A 17,484-nucleotide genomic window follows, 5' to 3' on the forward strand; every position below is an offset into this window, starting at 1 on the left:
TATTTTTATGATAGTGGTCAGTCATCCTATGACTGTATCGAGATCACCGCAATCACTGATTTACTGGTCACGTCAGCCACCTTGAATATGCGCTTATCGCAGTCACGCCAGCGGCTTTGCAACCCACACCACAAGATTCATCGGCCAAAAACTGGGCAGTACTAAGGGCCGATAACAGCGAAAATACAAGTTAAGCGCGGTGCAATGGGATTATCTCGGGCGCAAATTCCCGGGCTTTCTGGATGGCGTTATTAACAGGGACAAGGCTATCGAGTGGCAGGTAAAATAGCCGGCTTTGTTAAAAAGCTGGAGATCTACCCTTGGCAATTCACTACTCGCCCTCCCCTGACGCCATCGCATGTGGCCGCACGGGCGCAAGCCTCAGCAGCACACAGGAAAAAGCGCAGGTGTCCTGCAAGCTTTGCCTGCGCTCGATGGAAAAAGAGGCGACGCCTGCCGTTATTAATCGCTCACCGAGCTTGGCCGACCTGCGCGCGGCAGCTAAGGCAGCAAAAGCGGCACCCGCAGTAGCATCTGCACCTACGCCTGCACCACCCCCTGTAAAGGCGACAGCGAAGCCAGCCCAAAGCGTTCGCGACGCATGGCGCCAGAAGTTAGAACAAATGCCGGGCCACAACCGCCTGCCACGCAGCGCCGCTAAACAGAAATTCGTTTAAGCCCTGCACAAGGGACAGACTTATTAACGCCCAACAAATCTTGGTGCATTAATAAGTCTGTCCTTGTTCTGCGAATACCCAATGCTCGACCAGACGACCAATAACCAATCCTTCCCCACCGTAGCGCGTGACTTTGGTCATCCAAGGTGGCAAGCCTGTTGCCGCTCAGTAAATGATTCAGGTAGCGCAGGCCAAGCTGCCCACCGAATAAAAACCTAAGCGCTGAAAATCAGATGTTCGCGACCTGTGCACAGCGCGCACATAATCTTCTTTGAAATCAACGCCCCAGCAGCGCATTTGGCGCCCTTACGCCACGTCCCAACAACGCTTTGTAGCCCGCACCGGCATTAGTCTCTCAACCTTTAGGCCAGCCGACCGATACAGAAGCAAGCGCACGTTTAACCTGCCTTTGCGCTGAACGAGGACCTGCCTGATGTTGCTTAAACTGAAAACGAAAGTGGTGCTGCTCGCACTGATACCGGTATTGCTCTTTGCCTTGGTTATAAGCGGCGCGGCCGCATGGGTGTTACAAAGCCTGGCGACCCAAGAACTGAAAGTAACCCGCGAACGACTGATGCAAGAAAGCCGCGATGAACTGCAGCACTACTCGCAAATCGCATTGGGTTCGGTGCAGTCGCTGTATGACAACGCAGCCCCGGGCGATATGGCCAGCCGTGAACAAGCCATCGCCATTTTGTCGAAAATCAAGTATGGCAAAGATGGCTACTTCTTTGGCCATGACTCTAACGTGGTTCGCCTGTTTAGAGGCGACAGCCCAGTTGATGTCGGCAAGAATCTGAACGACCGCCGCGACAGCAATGGCGTGTATATCAACCGCGAATTGGTGCGGGTCGCTAAGGACAACACCTACTACGTCAATTACAGCTCGCCACTGCCGAGCGATGACTCGGTCATGGTCCCCAAAATGGCTTACAGCTATTACCTGCCAAAGTGGGACATGGCCTTGGGCACCGCAATTAATCTGGACGGCGTCGAGGCACAAATCGTTAAGGTGCAATTGGCGATAGATCAACGCATCAGCACCATCATCAGCAGCATCGTGGTGGTCGCGTTAGTACTGTTGGTCGTATTCGGCATTGCCGGTGTGGTTTTAAGCAATAACTTTTTGCGCCCGCTCCAGCAGATCAAGGACAATCTGGATGACATCGCCGCCGGTGAAGGTGATCTAACACGGCGTCTGCCGATCAATGGCGATGATGAGCTTGGCCAATTGGCCGGTTCGTTCAACCGCTTTGTCGAGAAGATCCATGGCATGGTCAGCCAAATGGTCGACGTAACCGGCCAACTGACCGGGTTGGTCGGCCAAGTGACGGAACAGGCTCAGCGCTCGGAAAATGCCATGGAGCGCCAGCGCCATGAGACCGATCAGGTTGCTACCGCGATCAACGAGATGTCGGCAGCGGCGCAGGAAGTTGCGCAAAGTGCCCAAGGTGCGGCTGAAGCTGCGCAGAAGACGGACACCGAAGGCCAAGCGGCAAAGAAAGTGGTCGACGGCAGCATCGAACGTATCCACACCCTGGTTCAGGATATCCGCAACAGCGGTGTCTCCCTGGATACCTTACAAAAAGACGTGACCTCAATTGTCAGCGTGCTGGATGTGATTCGCTCAATCGCCGAGCAGACTAATCTGCTCGCGCTCAATGCGGCGATCGAGGCGGCACGAGCGGGTGAAGCCGGTCGCGGATTTGCCGTAGTCGCCGATGAAGTACGCGCACTGGCCAGCCGCACGCAACAGAGCACGCAAGAAATCCAAGGCATGATCGACCGTCTGCAAAAAGGTACGCAGGATGCAGTCAACTCGATGCAGCGCTCCAGTGAAGCCGGAGATGCCACCAGCGAGCAGGCCAACCACGCCGGTAATTCCCTGGATGCAATTGCGCAACTGATCGGCACCATTAATGCAATGAACGCACAGATCGCCAGCGCCGCCGAAGAGCAAACTGCAGTGGCCGAAGAGATCAACCGCAGCGTGCACAAAATTGCCGTGGCAGTGGACAGCGTTGCCGATGAAACCCAACAAGGGGCGCAAACTGCACGCAACTTGTCAGGCCTGGGCGAGCGTTTAGGCGCGCTGGTTAGCCAGTTCCGTATCTAACCCTTCAGAGGCGCGCATGGCTTAGTCATGCAGTAAAGGCAGCACAACAAAATGGGGGCAGACATTAATCTGCTCCCATTTTTTTGCACAGTCAGTTGCCCTGCCCATGCATCCTTTTTCAGTTCCGCCAACGCACTGTTTAGCTGTCGTTTGCCTTACCTTTAGTCAAGGTCGCATTGGGCTCCTGGGCTGGGGCTGCATACCAGTTTTCCCGCGGCACCAGCTTGGCATCTTGCGGATCACCGAGGTAATGCGGCGACATAATCGCTACGCCGTACTCATTGAATACGTCCTGGATATGGGCGTGCAACACGCTGAGCAACTGCGCCCGAGGTCGTGGCTCACTGGGGATCGCCTTGGCCACGAGGCGGTACTCCGGGTAAAAGTCTGACAGAGCGGTCTGGAACACCACCGGCGATGGATCGTGAACGATGCCGTCGGTGCGCTTAGCGGCCTCAAGCAGCATGGCTTCAACTTGTCGCCACGGCGTGTCATAGCCAATGGTGACTACGGTATCGACAATGTAGCCACTGCCATCGACCGTGCGTGAATAGTTCTTGGTCACACCGCCCGTAATCATCGCATTCGGAATGGTCAGCACCTCACCCAAGCCGGTGCGGATGGTAGTGGTGAACATACCCAACTCGGTTACCGTGCCTTCATGCCCGCCTACGTTGACGAACTCCCCCGGACGCAAGGTCCGCGAATAAGTGAGGATCAGCCCGGCTGCGGCCTGCCCAACCACGCTTGATGCCCCAAGGGAAATCATCAGGCCGACCAACACCGACAAGCCTTTAAAAGCGTCAGTCCCTGCACCCGGCAAGTAGGGGTAAGCCATGGCTAATGCAAACAACCAAATCGCAATAGAGGTCAGGCGCATCGTTGGTTGCAGCGTCTCACCGCTCAACCAGCTGATTGTTCCAGGGCGCGACATGCGCATCAATAAACTGCGGGTAAAGCCAATAATGCCGCGGGCAATAAAGAAGATCGCCACAGCAACTGCCAGCCCTGGCAAGGCCCCGATTATGCCCTCCAGTAAATACCTGGCCAGGTTCAACAGATAAACATTGAGGCTCTCGCCCCATGGCCGGGTATAGGGGAACCGTGACAGCACAAAGCTCAGCCACTGATAGCTGAACAACAGCACCAACACCCAGTACAGCAGCCACAGTAGGCGGTCGACTACATAGTAAATATTTTTGATATCTATCAGCGGTGTGCGACCGACCTTAAGCGCGCTGATATGGCGCTGCATAAGGCGTGGTAGCAGCCCGGCAAGCTTGCGTCGAACCCAACTCACACCACGCAACAAGACAAAATAGATCAGGGTAGCAACAAGGCTTAATCCCGCAGCCACCAGCATGAAATGCACATTGCGGGTTTGTTGCGTTTCGGCCACGACAATACGTAGTTTCTCGGCGGCAATTTCCGCCGTATCGCGGGCTGACGTATCAGCGGTGTCAATATCCCCGGGAGAGATAATAAACGCCCGGCGCTGGCCGAGCAGCACCACGAAACTTTTCAGCACCGGCTCAACCCTGACCTCTAGTGCCTCATTACTGTCCAGTGCCTCATCAATCACTGCACGGGCCCGATTAACGCGCTGTTCAGGTGTTTCACTAAGTAAGGTTGCACGGATGACAGCAATACTTCGATTGGCAATCTTCAGCTCCGCCGGCACCCCTGCAACCACCATTTCAGAGGGATCTGCAGCAGATACTCCACTTATCCAACTCGACCACAGAACACAACAACAAACCGCTATCCACAAGTTGGCTGCAACGCGCATTACTGATTCTCCATCACATCGACTACCACAACGCTGTGGCCCCAGCACAAAACCGCTAATTGAGCCCACTTCGGGCCCTGCTATAAAACCGGCAGAAAACCCGTAATGAACAAACCGACTACGTTACCCCTGTTGATTCACAGAGTAGAAACTGGCAAAGCATTACGACGTTCACATCCTGTCTGTTGAACACACAGACGCGGCCCAGCAAGTAGGGCTAGAAACAATTTCAATCGCGGATTTCTTTACCCCGCAAGCTTAGCCTAGGCGATGGCCTGTTGCAGGTTCGTCTTGGCTTAGTTGCACCTTTTACAACAACCGACCCGCGGCGATTCCAATCAACAAAGCGTGCCACTGGATTAACAGCCCCCGAAGCGACGAGCACGAAACTGAAAAACGAGCTCGACAGGTGTGGCGCAAATTGTCAAATTTATGGCGGGTGATGCCAATATTTAAAACTCAATAGCTTACAGAATCGGTGCTGTTCAAACGAGGATGCAGGAAAGCTGACTGATTCGATACAGCTGACCTTGACCTGTTCTCCATAGCCGAAGCGCTTGATAAGCCAAAATAATAACGAGGAACCAGATATGGCCCTGCCAGAAACCTTTACCCATCAAGACGAACTGCTCACCGTCTCGAGCAACGCCCAGCCTTTTCTCGACGGCCTGCTGCACCCCGGCATCAGTGTAGCGCCATTGTTTCTCGACACCCACAATGGCGTTTGGTGCCTGCGCGTCAAGTTCAAACCCGGCGTCACCCTGCCAATCCACTACCACACCGGGGTTGTGCATCTCTACACCCTGTCTGGCTGCTGGTACTACACCGAATACCCTGATCAGAAACAAACAGCAGGCAGCTACCTGTTCGAACCCGGTGGATCAATTCACCAGTTCAATGTCCCCGCAGACAACACCGAAGACACCGACACCTTCATGATTGTGTCCGGCGCCAATGTCAACTTCACAGAAGAAGGCGAGTACGTGAACATGATGGATGCTGGCCTGATCAAGACGTGGGTTGACCAAGCGATCAAGCAGCAGCCTGGCGCTCAAGATGTTAAGTACATCAGCAGCCCAGTACCGAGCTTTACCAAGTCGTGAATAAGGCCTGCACTTAAGGCCAATTGCTGTCGCCTAACTACGTTTGCTCAATAGTCCTGATCACACTGGAATGTTAGGCAGGCGTTTTTATTGGCTGAATAAAACCCAAAGCCAGTGTGCGCACAATTAAAACTCGGGTGCGCACTCGAGCATGGCGTAGTGGTTTCAAAGAATCTCAATTTACCCTCTCATCATCAATAGCCTGTCTATGCTCAAACCGTGCGTTTTAGTGCAATCACGCAACGGCGATTCGCATGTGTCCATTGGTGTACGGAGACTCAAGTAGATGAGTAAGAAACTCGCAACAGCTAGCGTGCTGGCCATGTCATCGGCGCTAACGCTTGGTACCAGCGCTACAGCGGCAGAGAAAAGCAGCGAAGAGTTGGCGAAGCAATTGTCCAACCCTGTTGCAGCGTTAATCAGCGTCCCTTTCCAATATAACTATGATGAAAATATCGGCCCGGACGACAAAGGCTCACGCCATACGCTGAACATTCAGCCAGTCATTCCTATGGATATCAGTGAGGACTGGAACCTCATTTCCCGGACTATTCTGCCGATCATCGACCAAACCGACATTGCCCCCGGCTCCGGTAACCAAACGGGAACGGGCGATGTTTTACAAAGTTTGTTTTTCTCGCCTAAAGCGCCAACCGAAAATGGCTGGATTTTAGGGGCAGGCCCTGCCTTTCTGTTGCCCACCGGCTCTGATGATCTGCTCACTGCCGATAAGTGGGGTATTGGCCCAACAGCAGTCGCACTTAAACAATCAGGCCCTTGGACTTACGGTGCCCTGGTCAACCACATTGCCAGCGTGGCCGGCGATGATGACCGGGCTGATGTGAGCAGCACTTTTTTACAACCCTTCCTCTCGTATGCGACCCCAAATGGCGTCACCTACGGCGTCAACTCGGAGTCCACTTACGACTGGAAAGGCAACGAAGGTGCTGTGCCCATCAACTTTCAAATCAATAAAGTCACCAAGATCGGCGGCCAGATGATTCAGTACGGTGCAGGTCTGCGTTATTGGGCTCAGAGCACCGAGGCAGGCCCGGAAGGGCTGGCATTCAGGCTCAATTTTGTTTTGTTGTATCCCAAGTAAACACTCAATTAAAACCTCACACCGCAGATATTCAGCCGGACGATTTGCGCCCGGCCTGATCAATGACGGACACGCTGCGCATTGCCGCACCCTACAAGAACCACCATTTCCTCGGACATGCGCACCCGTACCAAACGCCAGGCAAAAAAAAGCGGTAGCTATAAAAGCTACCGCCTCGCTCAATAAAACAGGTCAGTGTTTTTTGTGAGCAGTCGGCTTGATTAACCAAGCCGCCAGAGCTGGCAGAAGCAGAATCGCGCCGAACATGTTCACCAAGAACATAAATGCCAGCAGGATGCCCATATCCGCCTGGAACTTCAGGGTTGAGAAGGTCCAGGTTGCAATCGACAGGGTCATGGTGACAGCGGTAAATACCGACGCTGTACCACGCTGCTTAAGCGACTCAACGAATGCGTCGCGCAGGTCCATATTACGTTCATGCATCTCGTGCTTGATCCGCTCAAACAGGTAGATGCCATAGTCGACCCCCACACCTACGCCCAAGGCCACAACTGGCAAGGTATTCACCTTGACGCCAATGCCGAGGAACGCCATCAGCGCATTACACAGCACAGTGACCAGTGCCAACGGGATGATCACACACAAGGTGATGCGCAGGGAGCGGAACATGATCAGGCAAAGGATGCTCACCGAGGCAAACAGCGCGATGTTCACCAGCTTATCGCCAGCGTGCACCACCTCGTTGGTCGCAGCCATGACCCCGACATTGCCGGATGCCAGCTGAAACTCGATCTCATCGCTGTCGTAAGCGGCCTTGAAGGCTTTGATCTTGTCCATCAGCTTGGTGATGGTGTCCGCCTGGTGATCTTTGGTGTAGATCGATACCGGAATCGCGTTACAGGCCGAGTTCATGTACTCAGTACCGACCCGTGTGGCAAAGCCGACACCTTGAGCGATTTGCGGGGTTGACTCAGGCAGCACACGCCACTTCAAGTCAGTCTCGGCGTAGGCTTGGGTCACGTTGTTAACGAAGCCCGACAAGCTGCGCACCGACGACACACCATCGTCTTGACGCAGATAAAGCTCGAACTCGTTAATCGGATCAAGCACCTCACGCTTGACGCACGGTGTTTCATCACCTTGGGCCTTGACGATGATCTGCAGCAGATCAACACCAATGGCAAACTCGCTGGTGATCATGGCTACGTCCTGGTTGTAGCGTGAGTCTGCGCGCAGCTCAGGTACACCAGCGCCGAGGTCACCCACGTGCAACTTACGCGCTTCAATCAAACCAAAGGCCAACAAGCAGGCGGCAATCAACAGCGCAACTGTTGCACCGCGACGCGTCGCCAAAACACCGAGCTTTTCCCACAAGCCTGCGCCCATGGTTTCTTTACCGCGCAGCCGCTGAGCATCGTCAGCCGACAAACGCATAAAGGAGAGCAGGATAGGCAGCAACATCTTGTTGGTGATGATCATCACCGAAACGCCGAGGGTGGCAGTAATTGCCAGCTCACGTACCATTTCAATGTCAACGACCGCGATCACCACGAAACCCAACGCGTTGGCCAACAACGCAACCGCACCCGGAATAAACAGCTTCTGGAAGCAATTACGCGAAGCCGTCACACCGTCGGCGCCATTTAGCGTTTCAAGCTTCCAGGCGTTGGTCATCTGTACGGCGTGGGAAACCCCGATCGAGAAAATCAGGAACGGCACCAGGATAGACATCGGGTCGAGCGTGAGCCCAACCAATGGCAGCAAGCCGAGCAGCCATACGACGGGAACCACCGCACAAATGAGCGCCCAGCTGGTCAGCATCAATGAGCCCGAGTACCAAAACAGCAGTACAGCGGTGATCAGGAACGCGACGATAAAGAACACCATAACGCCCGAGGCGCCGTCGGCAATATCACCGATCGACTTGGCAAAGCCGATGATATGAATGCTGACATCGTCGGTTTGATTTTCCTGACGTATAGCCTCCAGCTTATTTGCTACCGTTTGCAGGTCGAGTCGCTCACCTGTCTGCGGGTCTTTCTCCTGCAGGTTGGCAACCACCATCGCGGAGGAAAGATCATTGGAAACAATGCGCCCAACCCAGTCAGATTTCAGTGTGCGTTCACGCACCTGAGCGATTTGCTCTGGGCGCCCGGCATAGTCCGACTCGACCAGGTTACCGCCAGTAAAGCCATCCTCGACCACCTCGGTATAACGCACATTAGAGGTGAACAGGGAGGTAACCGAACTGCGCTCAACGCCATTGATGAAAAATACTTCATCAGAGACTTTACGCAGAATGCTCATGGCCTCAGGCGTGAACACCTCACCTTTTTTGTTCTTTACCGCCACAAGGATTTTGTTCGCACCGCCGAAGTCCTTTTGATAATTCAAAAAGGTCTTCATGTAGTCGTGGTGCAGCGGGATCATCTTGAAAAAGCCCGCTTCAATCTTGAGGTTGCTTGCGCTAAAACCTAAACCAATAGTGATTAGAATAAACAGCGCCAGCAGCGGCTTGCGCTGATGGAAAATCCAGTACGAAAGCTTACCCACTATGCCGCGTGAGAAATCCTTGCGGTCAAGGTGGTCGGCGTCTTTTATAGTATCTTCATGCTTTTTCACGTACTTACTCCTGGCGCCCGGCGTCGATAGTCATGACACCGCGGTCACCAACGGCCACAACATCACCCGCCTTAAGCTGTAGCGCTTTGGCCAGATTGGTTTGGGTAGTTGGAAGACGCTGAAAGTGTTCACCCTGGTCATCGCTGGCCATGATCAAGCCGCTATTACCGAATACCAAAATGCGTCCGGACTTGAGTTGGAGCCCTCCATTAAAAGCAATGGTGATGCCGGTCTCAGCTTTGCTCCACGTAGCGCCCGCATCACTGGAATGCCAGATATTGCCGCGCATACCAAATAGAAAAAGGTCACCGGAAGCAGCCTGCAACGCACCGAAGTAGCTGCCTTGATAAGGGCTTTCGAGACGTTCCCACGTCATGCCGCGGTCAGCGGACACAGCCATGGTCCCGCTTTCACCGACAAGCAGCCAACGGCCATCAATGAGGCCAATAATCTGCGAGATATGACGGTCGAAGTCTGGATCGATGATGCTGATACGCTCCCAGCTTGCACCGGCATCATTGGATACCAGGTACAGCCCGAATGCCCCCCAAGTTACTAGCCGCCCCTGCCCCATTGAAACGACACCCAACAGCGCGTCGCCATTGGTATCGGCTTCTACTGGGGTCCATGACTGGCCGCCATCTTCGGTGCGCAAAACCGTACCGCCGTGACCGACAGCTACACCAACCTCAGGGCTGACGAAAGCAACCCCTGTCAGGGTGCGATTACTGGGTGTGCGGATGCTTTTCCAAGTGCTGGCTTGATCAGCCGACAGCATGACCACTCCGCGCTCACCCACAGCAACCAGCTGTTTACCGCTGTCCACAATGTTGAGCAGCAACACTCGGCTGGAATCGATTGGGTAATCAAGTGCAGGTTTCTCAGCCCAGCTTAAACCGCTGGCCAAGGCCAGACAGAGCCCCGCCAAGCATGACAAGTGGCGTAAAGACAACATAAAAATAACCTGTATAGCTAACGCACACGCTTCCTCAAGGGAAGCGTGTGCTGTGCTGTAAAGACGTTGGGAGTGTTACTTGCCCAAGCGACGCAGTGCATCCGGCTGGAAATCTACGTAGCGCCCCTTGATACCGAACTTCCAAGGCGTAGCTTCTTCGTTGGCCAGACCGGCCATGTAGTAGCCGCCGTTGCTCAGGTCGTGCCAGATGTTGGCGCGATACCATGGAACTTGGGCGTCATAGAATTGGATCATTGGATGAACACCAATGCGCCACAGCGTGCCACGTGTGTCATAGGCGTCCGAGGCCACTACGGTCCAGGAGTCCTCATCGAGGTACATGGTCCGCTTGCCGTACACATGCTTGGAATCTTTGCGTAGCGTGCCTTCAACGACCCATACGCGGTGCAGCTCATAGCGCATGAAGTCAGGGTTTGGTGTGTTCGGCGTGAGGATGTCTTTGTACTTAACATCCTTGGAGCCAAGCTTGTAATCATTGTACGGAATGTACATTTCTTTCTTGCCAATCAGCTTCCAGTCAAAGCGATCCGGGGCACCGTTGTAACCGTCGAAGTCGTCAGTTACACGCAAGCCTTCTGTACCGTCATTGACGTTATCGTAGGCAAGGTCCGGAGCACGGCGAACACGACGTTGACCGGTGTTGTAGATCCAGGCGTTACGGACTTCTTTAACCTGATCGATTGGTTCGTGAACCAACTGCACAGTACCGGCCAGAGTGGCTGGCGAGAGGAAGCGCGCGGTGTAGTTAAGCAAACGGTTGTCCGACTGCTTATCCATGTTGGCATCGAATACGCGCTTTTCATTGATACGCAGGTTGTAATAGTCGCCGCTGCCACGTACCGGGAACGATGAATAGGTACGGTCAAGACCGCCACCCAGATAGCGCACGGTGTGGTTCCAGATAGCTTCCAGACCGTTTTTCGGAATCGGGAACGGTGTAGTCGAACCATTGAGGTTAACCAGGCCGAAACCATTGAGGTCAACATTTACCGCTTCTTGCTTGACCTTGGCCGCTACATCAGCAGGAACCATCGCAGTACGGTGGGTGGTGTAGACCGGCATCTTGTAACTTGGGTACTTGGCCAGCAGCGCCTGCATACCCGGCGTCACTTTGTCTTTGTACTGCGCAATGTTGGCGGCAGTAATAGTGAACAGTGGCTTCTCGTCAGCGAAGGGGTCAACGTAACCGTCTTTAGCACTCCAACCGGCAGGTGGCTGAGCCATGCCGCCGGTGTAAGCCGGAATCGTGCCGTCGGCGTTGCCAGCCATTTCACCACCCAGTGGCGTCAGGTCAGCACCCAAGCGAGCCGCTTCATCAGCAGTCAGTTTGGCGTTAGCCGTACCGCTCAGTGCGAGCAATACCGCCGCAGTGAGTCCACTCATTCGGGCAGAATTTAGTTTATTCATCATACACAGAACCTCTGGTTGTTCTATTTTTTAGAAGCTATAGCTGTAGCTCGCAGCATAAAAATCGCGGTCGTGCAGGGGGTCGTATTGAGCGCTGTTATCAAAGCTGACATAGCTCAAGTCGATTTTTTGCTGCTTGTTGTAATCCAGGCTAAGACCAACCGATGTGGTAATACGGCCTTCGTTGAACTGGCCATCCATGGACACGCCATCCACATCCTGACCGAGGAAGACGAACGGAGAAGCGGTGATGCTGGTACCAAAAACGTTGTTGTAATCCAGCTGACCGCGCAGGCGATAACCCCACGCGAAGTCGGTTACATAACCATCGTTTTTACAACCTTGTGGGCTGCTGTTAACCAAACCAGCAACTGGATTCGAACAGGTGCTGCCACCTGCAGGAATTGATGGATCTGAACCCAGACCGTAGATAAAGCCACGGCCATAACGACGATCACCGTCGCCTTGTGGCACATTGTTCCATTGGAAGCCGACTTCACCGACAACAGTCAGGTTTTGAGCGCCAAGCACGTTGGGATAAAGGTTGACGCCGTTGATTTGGAACTGGGTCTTCTCGTAGCGATCCCAGCCCTCGGTCATGTCGGCACCTTGAATCAATACCGCTTGCTGCAACTCACCGAGAGGGCCGATACCGCCTAACGCGCCATTCAGCAAATCAGCACCGTTGAGCTGAACGGGTTGGTTCGGCGAGTAGCTCAACTCACTGCCAATCGACCAGCCGCCAATTGCTGTGGTGAAGCTCGCACCGAACAGGCGGATATCTTCTGGATATTCCCACGCAGGACCTGGGGTTTGGCCGGTGGCACCGACCACTGCGGAGTTCGCTCCATCAAACTGCTTTGGCGATCCTGGATTACCATTGCGAACACTAAGGTATGGCGTGCGCGAGTGGTAATTGAGGTAGTACAGGCCTACTTCGCCGTCCAGCGCATCAACCGGGACGCGGAAAGAAACACCCCACTGACCGCTATCGCTCGGCTTATCACCCTTGTACTGAGGCACATAGCGACCGCTGTTGATGCGATCCTCGGAAGTACCCGCACCGCCCAGCAGTACACCCACATCACAGTCACCGTTTGACTGACCGATGTTGCTCTCGGTGACCGACCAGTAATGGCCACAGCCTTCGACTGCGGTGCTCTCATACTTAAGCTGGTAGAAAGCTTCCATCGAAATGCCAGCAGGCAAACCGATATTGACGTAGCCCATCCACACTGGAATCAGCGCTTCCTTAAGCTCGGTACCTGGGCGGCGCAGAGCCGGAACGTCAAGCGGGTTGATCTGGTTGATGCCCTGGATGTAGAGACTCTCACCCCAGTTCACAACCTGACGGCCAAGTCGGGCCTGGACGGGGGTGTCATCAAAATAGAAGGTGTTGTAGACGTAGGAGTCGAGCAGGTACAGACCTTTGTACTTCTGCAAATCACTGTAGCCGTCATCATCCAGCGGCTTCTTTTGATAGCCATTGGAGATGTTGCCGTAATTCACATCTTCATGGTCGAGGGTGTAGTCATACCAACCTTTCACCCGGATGAAGCCACCCATATCGCCATTGCGCATCGACAAATCAGTTACAAACTTGCCAATAGTTGAGAAGCGGTCACCCTTATCATAGTTGAGGTTACCGGCGTCCACAGGACCGCCTGTACCGCCTGACTTACCAACAGAGGCACCATTGAATGAGTTGTAAAGAGCACTGTCTTGATCTTCGGCACGCCACTGCGATCCAACCGTCAGCGTAGTGTTCCATTGCCCTTCCCAGCCGTTTTCGGTCTGAAAGGAAATGGCATTGGCGGAACCAGCACTTGCGCATGCGACCGCGATTGAAAGCGGTTTTAACAAGGCACAGAAATTGAATTTGTTGTTATGCATTGGCGACCTCCGGGTTCGCTCTTACCCGTGAACACCTGTGTGTGCCGGGATGAGCATTTTTTGTTGTTGCCAACATTATGCTGAACAGCCCCGTGAATTATTTGTCTTCCCATGACACTTTTTTGTCAGTAGACGTCAGTATTTGACCTAACCAACCAATAACCGATCAGAGGACTTCCACTTTCTTAAATACGCCTTGTTGAGAACTACAGAGTCGCCTTTTGACTGCTACCTACCGACTAAACTCAGCAATATTTGTCTGGCTTTCCCCATGAAAGGACAAGCGTCATATGGGCAATTCGGGAGGCGTCAGTACTGTATTGCCGGGCATTCAGTTGCGAGAAAACCAAGACAAGGCAAGCCGGCAACAAACTTTTGATTAGTCGTATAACAGCACCAGCAACTGAGGGGGAAATCAACAGTAATTAGTGGCGTTAAGCTGTCACAAGGCCCATAGTTACTTGCATTTACTGCGAGCTAAATTCCGTTTAAAACCAATGACTGCACTCATCCGAATTACATCGCTCACAGGCTTCCCTGAACTCGTTCGCGAGCTGGGTGGCGAGCCTGATGCAATGCTGAAACGCTTCAATATTGATCCGCATCTGCTCGAAAACATTTCAGCCGTTATTTCATATCGATCAATGATTAACCTGCTGGAGTACTCAGCAGAGAAGTTGAACTGTGCGGATTTCGGGCTGCAGCTTGCCGAGCGGCAAAGCATGATGATTCTTGGACCGCTGGCAGTGATTGCTCAGAACTCATCAACCGTAGGCGGTGCCCTGCAAGAAATCGCCAAGTTCCTGCATATCTACACGCCGGGAATTTTGCTTGAACTCGATACCAACACCGACCCAATGCGTCCGCAATTGCTGTTGGAAGTGCACCTGCCCGGCCTTAACCGGCTTCGGCAAATAACCGAGCTGTCGTTGGGCGTCGCGCACAAGACGTTGCAAATGCTGTTCGGCAGTGGCTTTAAAGCAGAGTCCGTCATGATGCGGACCATCACAAACCTGCCGCACACACGTTATCAGCGCTTCTTTGGCGCACACGTCTATTTCGGTCAAGCCTGTAATGCGCTGGTTCTGCGGCCTGAACACTTAAGCAAAGTCATCGACCAACACAACCAGGAACTGCGCGACACCCTGATCGAATATGTCAGCACCATCAGCGACGCCAACCCGCTGGAGATCTGCAACCAGGTGGAACAGTTGATCTTGCGTCTATTACCGACCCAGCGCTGCAGCCTGCCATTGATTGCCGAACGACTGGGCATGCGCGAACGCTCGTTGCAACGGCGGTTGTCGGATCGCGGGATAGTATTCGAAGAGCTCGTGGACCGAACCCGCAGGGAGCTGGCAGACCGCTACCTGATGGAAGCGCAAATGCCCATGGCTCAGGTAGCCGGCTTACTCGGCTACGCGGAGCAGAGCTCATTCAATCGTGCCTGCAAACGCTGGCATGCTACGTCGCCCAAACAGCGACGTAATCAGTTGCGTCAAACCGAGCTATAAAGAAGCGTTAGCTCGACCTAGTGGCACGCATAGCCACCATCGACAACCATTTCGGTGCCAGTGACATAGATAGCATCATCGCTGGCCAGAAACACCACTGCCCCTGCAACCTCATCAGGTTTACCGAGGCGTTTGACCGGAATTTCTTGCATCAAGCGCGCTTGAAACGCCTGACCAGCCTCTTCGCCGATAACCTGCGTGGCACCTGCCACCAATGGCGTTTCAATGTACCCCGGGTGCAAGCTGTTAACCCTGATCGGGTAACCCTTGGCCGCACAATGCAACGCAACCGACTTGGACAGAAAACGCACCCCGGCTTTAGAGGTGCTGTAGGCCAGCGCGTCAGGTTCACCGCAGATAGCGGTAATCGACGACATGTTGATGATGGAACCGCCTTTCGTTTTCATCAGTGGCAATGAGAGTTTGCAACCGAGGAATACACTGCGCAAATTCACGTCAAGGGTGCGATCAAAATCACTCAATGTGCAGTCTTCGATGCTACCGGGAATCACCATACCGGCATTGTTGATCAATACGTCGAGGTGCTGTTCTTTATCACGAATCACTTCCAACACGTGCGCCCAGTCTTCTTCGCTGGTGACATTATGGGTGTTGAAAACTACATCCAAGCCCTGCTCACGCATCTCGCCTTCAGCCTGCTTGCCGGCCTCGGTGTTGATATCGGTGAAATAGACTTTGGCACCTTCACTCGCAAGACGACGGGTAAACGCCAAGCCCATACCCGATGCACCGCCTGTCACTAGAACGATCTTATTTTCTAAACGCATTTTCGACTCCTGACTTAAATGACCTCCTCGAAAATTCAAAGAGGCCGGTGCGTATCAACGCTGCATATTTACGCTTGGTTATACATCCGTGCTGGGCATTTCACGCCGGTTACTTGACATATTACGCCACCCCTAATACTCATGACGCCTGACATCAAATGTCAAAAAAAAGCCGCCTAATGACAATTCCAGCTGGATTCTTCGGCCCAGTATTCGGCATTCACGGCCCCCAACTGCATTACCTGCAGTGAAACGACATTACCCATAATAAACAGCATTCAACTGTGCTCTCAGCACCTTGAGTCAATAAGGAACTGCCATGAAAGCCGCATTGGTTATAGACAAAAAACTCACCGTAGAAGACATCGCAGAGCCAACCCCCGCTGCCCATGAATTACTGGTTAGCTCTTTGGTATGTGGTATTTGCGGTACAGACTTGCACTGCGTTCACAGCGCAAAAGAAATGGGCGACGCCAGCGTTCGCGCACTCGGCAAGGCCATTGTCGACCCGAGCCAGCCCATCTCACTCGGCCACGAGTTTTGCGCTGAAGTGCTTGAACCTGCGAAAGGCGATAACCGCTTCAAAACCGGAGACAGAGTCGTAGCGCTGCCATTTTTGGCGCGAGAGGATGGCATGGTCTTTATTGGCTCGGCGCCGAGCCATATCCCCGGTGGTTTTTCTCAGCGGATGACAATCGACAGCCGCATGACCTTTGCGGTCCCCAATGGTCTGAGCAGCGAAATGGCAGCACTCACCGAGCCAATGGCCGTCGCCTTGCACGCCGTTAACCAAGCCAAAGTGACTCAACGTGACGTGCCCCTGGTGGTGGGTTGCGGCCCTATTGGCCTAGCAATAATCGCAGTACTGAAAATGCGCGGTATCCAGCCAATTGTGGCCGCGGACGTCTCCGCCGGGCGCTTAGCTCAGGCCCAAAAACTCGGTGCCGACGTGGTGGTGAATCCGCGCCAACAGTCGCCCTACGAAGCCTGGGAGCAGGCCGCCCAGACCGATGACGCAGACCTGTTCGGCGCCATCTCCCCAATGCTGGGTGGGGCTGGTCGGCGTCCATCGGTTATTTTTGAATGTGTGGGTGTGCCGGGCATGATCCAGCAAGTGATGGCGGGCGCAGTCTATGGCGCCCGCATTATGGTTGTGGGCCTGTGCATGCAAGCAGATCAAATTGAACCGGTATTTCCAGTAATGAAAGAGTTGAATGTCGGCTTTTCCAGCTTCTACTCAGGTGAAGAGTTTGCCCAGACATTGCACCACCTGGCAGAGGGTCAACTGGAGGCCAACGCAATGATCACTGACGACTTGCCGCTGTCGCAGATCACCACGGCTTTCGAGCAACTTGCCACCCCGCAGGATCAAATCAAAATCATGATTCGCCCGAACGCATAAGCTTGTTTTGTACGGCGTCGCAAGGCGACGCTTGTACGCCACATGATGGAAGTTGATCTACTTATTCGCAGGAGGGAAACACGGGCGGGAGAAGCGGCATCCGTTCTGTGGATTCACTTTATGCAGGGCCTGAC

12 protein-coding genes are annotated in these 17,484 nt (G+C 53.7%); 6 read left to right on the forward strand and 6 right to left on the reverse strand.

What is annotated here, in order from left to right; genetic code table 11:
• Positions 1–320: 320 nt before the first annotated feature.
• Together AACY09_RS16140 and AACY09_RS16145 are read left to right on the forward strand one after the other, a co-directional pair.
• The gene (locus tag AACY09_RS16140) at positions 321–677 is read left to right on the forward strand and encodes a hypothetical protein (protein WP_339489464.1); all 357 of its coding nucleotides are present in this window, start codon (positions 321–323) and stop codon (positions 675–677) included.
• 433 nt (positions 678–1,110) lie between these two features.
• Positions 1,111–2,793, forward strand: a complete 1,683-nt coding sequence (locus AACY09_RS16145; RefSeq protein ID WP_339489465.1) for a methyl-accepting chemotaxis protein — start codon at positions 1,111–1,113, stop codon at positions 2,791–2,793.
• Between the two features lie 139 nt (positions 2,794–2,932).
• On the opposite strand, the gene AACY09_RS16150 is transcribed toward AACY09_RS16145, so the two are convergent.
• Positions 2,933–4,582, reverse strand: a complete 1,650-nt coding sequence (locus tag AACY09_RS16150) for a mechanosensitive ion channel family protein (RefSeq protein WP_339489466.1) — start codon at positions 4,580–4,582, stop codon at positions 2,933–2,935.
• A gap of 590 nt (positions 4,583–5,172) precedes the next feature.
• On the opposite strand from AACY09_RS16150, the gene AACY09_RS16155 reads away from it, so the two are divergent.
• A complete protein-coding gene (locus AACY09_RS16155; protein ID WP_339489467.1) occupies positions 5,173–5,685 on the forward strand; it encodes a 2,4'-dihydroxyacetophenone dioxygenase family protein in 513 nt (170 codons plus the stop codon).
• Positions 5,686–5,971: 286 nt separating this feature from the next.
• Positions 5,972–6,787 (forward strand): transporter, encoded by an 816-nt coding sequence (locus AACY09_RS16160; RefSeq protein WP_339489468.1) that lies wholly within the window; start codon positions 5,972–5,974, stop codon positions 6,785–6,787.
• Positions 6,788–6,979: 192 nt separating this feature from the next.
• Here the strand turns inward: AACY09_RS16160 and AACY09_RS16165 are convergent, their stop codons facing one another.
• From AACY09_RS16165 to AACY09_RS16180, 4 genes are all read right to left on the reverse strand, one after another.
• Positions 6,980–9,370 (reverse strand): efflux RND transporter permease subunit, encoded by a 2,391-nt coding sequence (locus AACY09_RS16165; RefSeq protein WP_339489469.1) that lies wholly within the window; start codon positions 9,368–9,370, stop codon positions 6,980–6,982.
• Positions 9,371–9,374: 4 nt separating this feature from the next.
• On the reverse strand, positions 9,375–10,325 hold the full coding sequence (locus tag AACY09_RS16170; RefSeq protein WP_339489470.1) for a WD40/YVTN/BNR-like repeat-containing protein: 951 nt from the start codon (positions 10,323–10,325) through the stop codon (positions 9,375–9,377).
• A 75-nt stretch (positions 10,326–10,400) separates the two neighbouring features.
• Positions 10,401–11,753, reverse strand: coding sequence for a DUF1329 domain-containing protein (locus tag AACY09_RS16175; protein ID WP_339489471.1), 1,353 nt, complete (start codon positions 11,751–11,753; stop codon positions 10,401–10,403).
• Positions 11,754–11,783: 30 nt separating this feature from the next.
• On the reverse strand, positions 11,784–13,646 hold the full coding sequence (locus tag AACY09_RS16180) for a DUF1302 domain-containing protein (protein ID WP_339489472.1): 1,863 nt from the start codon (positions 13,644–13,646) through the stop codon (positions 11,784–11,786).
• A 497-nt stretch (positions 13,647–14,143) separates the two neighbouring features.
• Here AACY09_RS16180 and AACY09_RS16185 point away from each other — a divergent pair, with 497 nt between their 5' ends.
• Complete coding sequence (locus tag AACY09_RS16185; protein WP_339489474.1) at positions 14,144–15,160, forward strand: AraC family transcriptional regulator; 1,017 nt, start codon at positions 14,144–14,146, stop codon at positions 15,158–15,160.
• 17 nt (positions 15,161–15,177) lie between these two features.
• On the opposite strand, the gene AACY09_RS16190 is transcribed toward AACY09_RS16185, so the two are convergent.
• A complete protein-coding gene (locus AACY09_RS16190; protein ID WP_339489475.1) occupies positions 15,178–15,948 on the reverse strand; it encodes a glucose 1-dehydrogenase in 771 nt (256 codons plus the stop codon).
• Positions 15,949–16,267: 319 nt separating this feature from the next.
• Here AACY09_RS16190 and AACY09_RS16195 point away from each other — a divergent pair, with 319 nt between their 5' ends.
• Positions 16,268–17,350 carry a zinc-binding dehydrogenase gene (locus AACY09_RS16195; RefSeq protein WP_339489477.1) on the forward strand — a complete coding sequence of 361 codons (1,083 nt, stop codon included), beginning with the start codon at positions 16,268–16,270 and terminating at the stop codon, positions 17,348–17,350.
• Positions 17,351–17,484: the final 134 nt, after the last annotated feature.

Source organism: Pseudomonas sp. EL_65y_Pfl2_R95 (assembly GCF_963971045.1).
Classification (GTDB): domain Bacteria; phylum Pseudomonadota; class Gammaproteobacteria; order Pseudomonadales; family Pseudomonadaceae; genus Aquipseudomonas.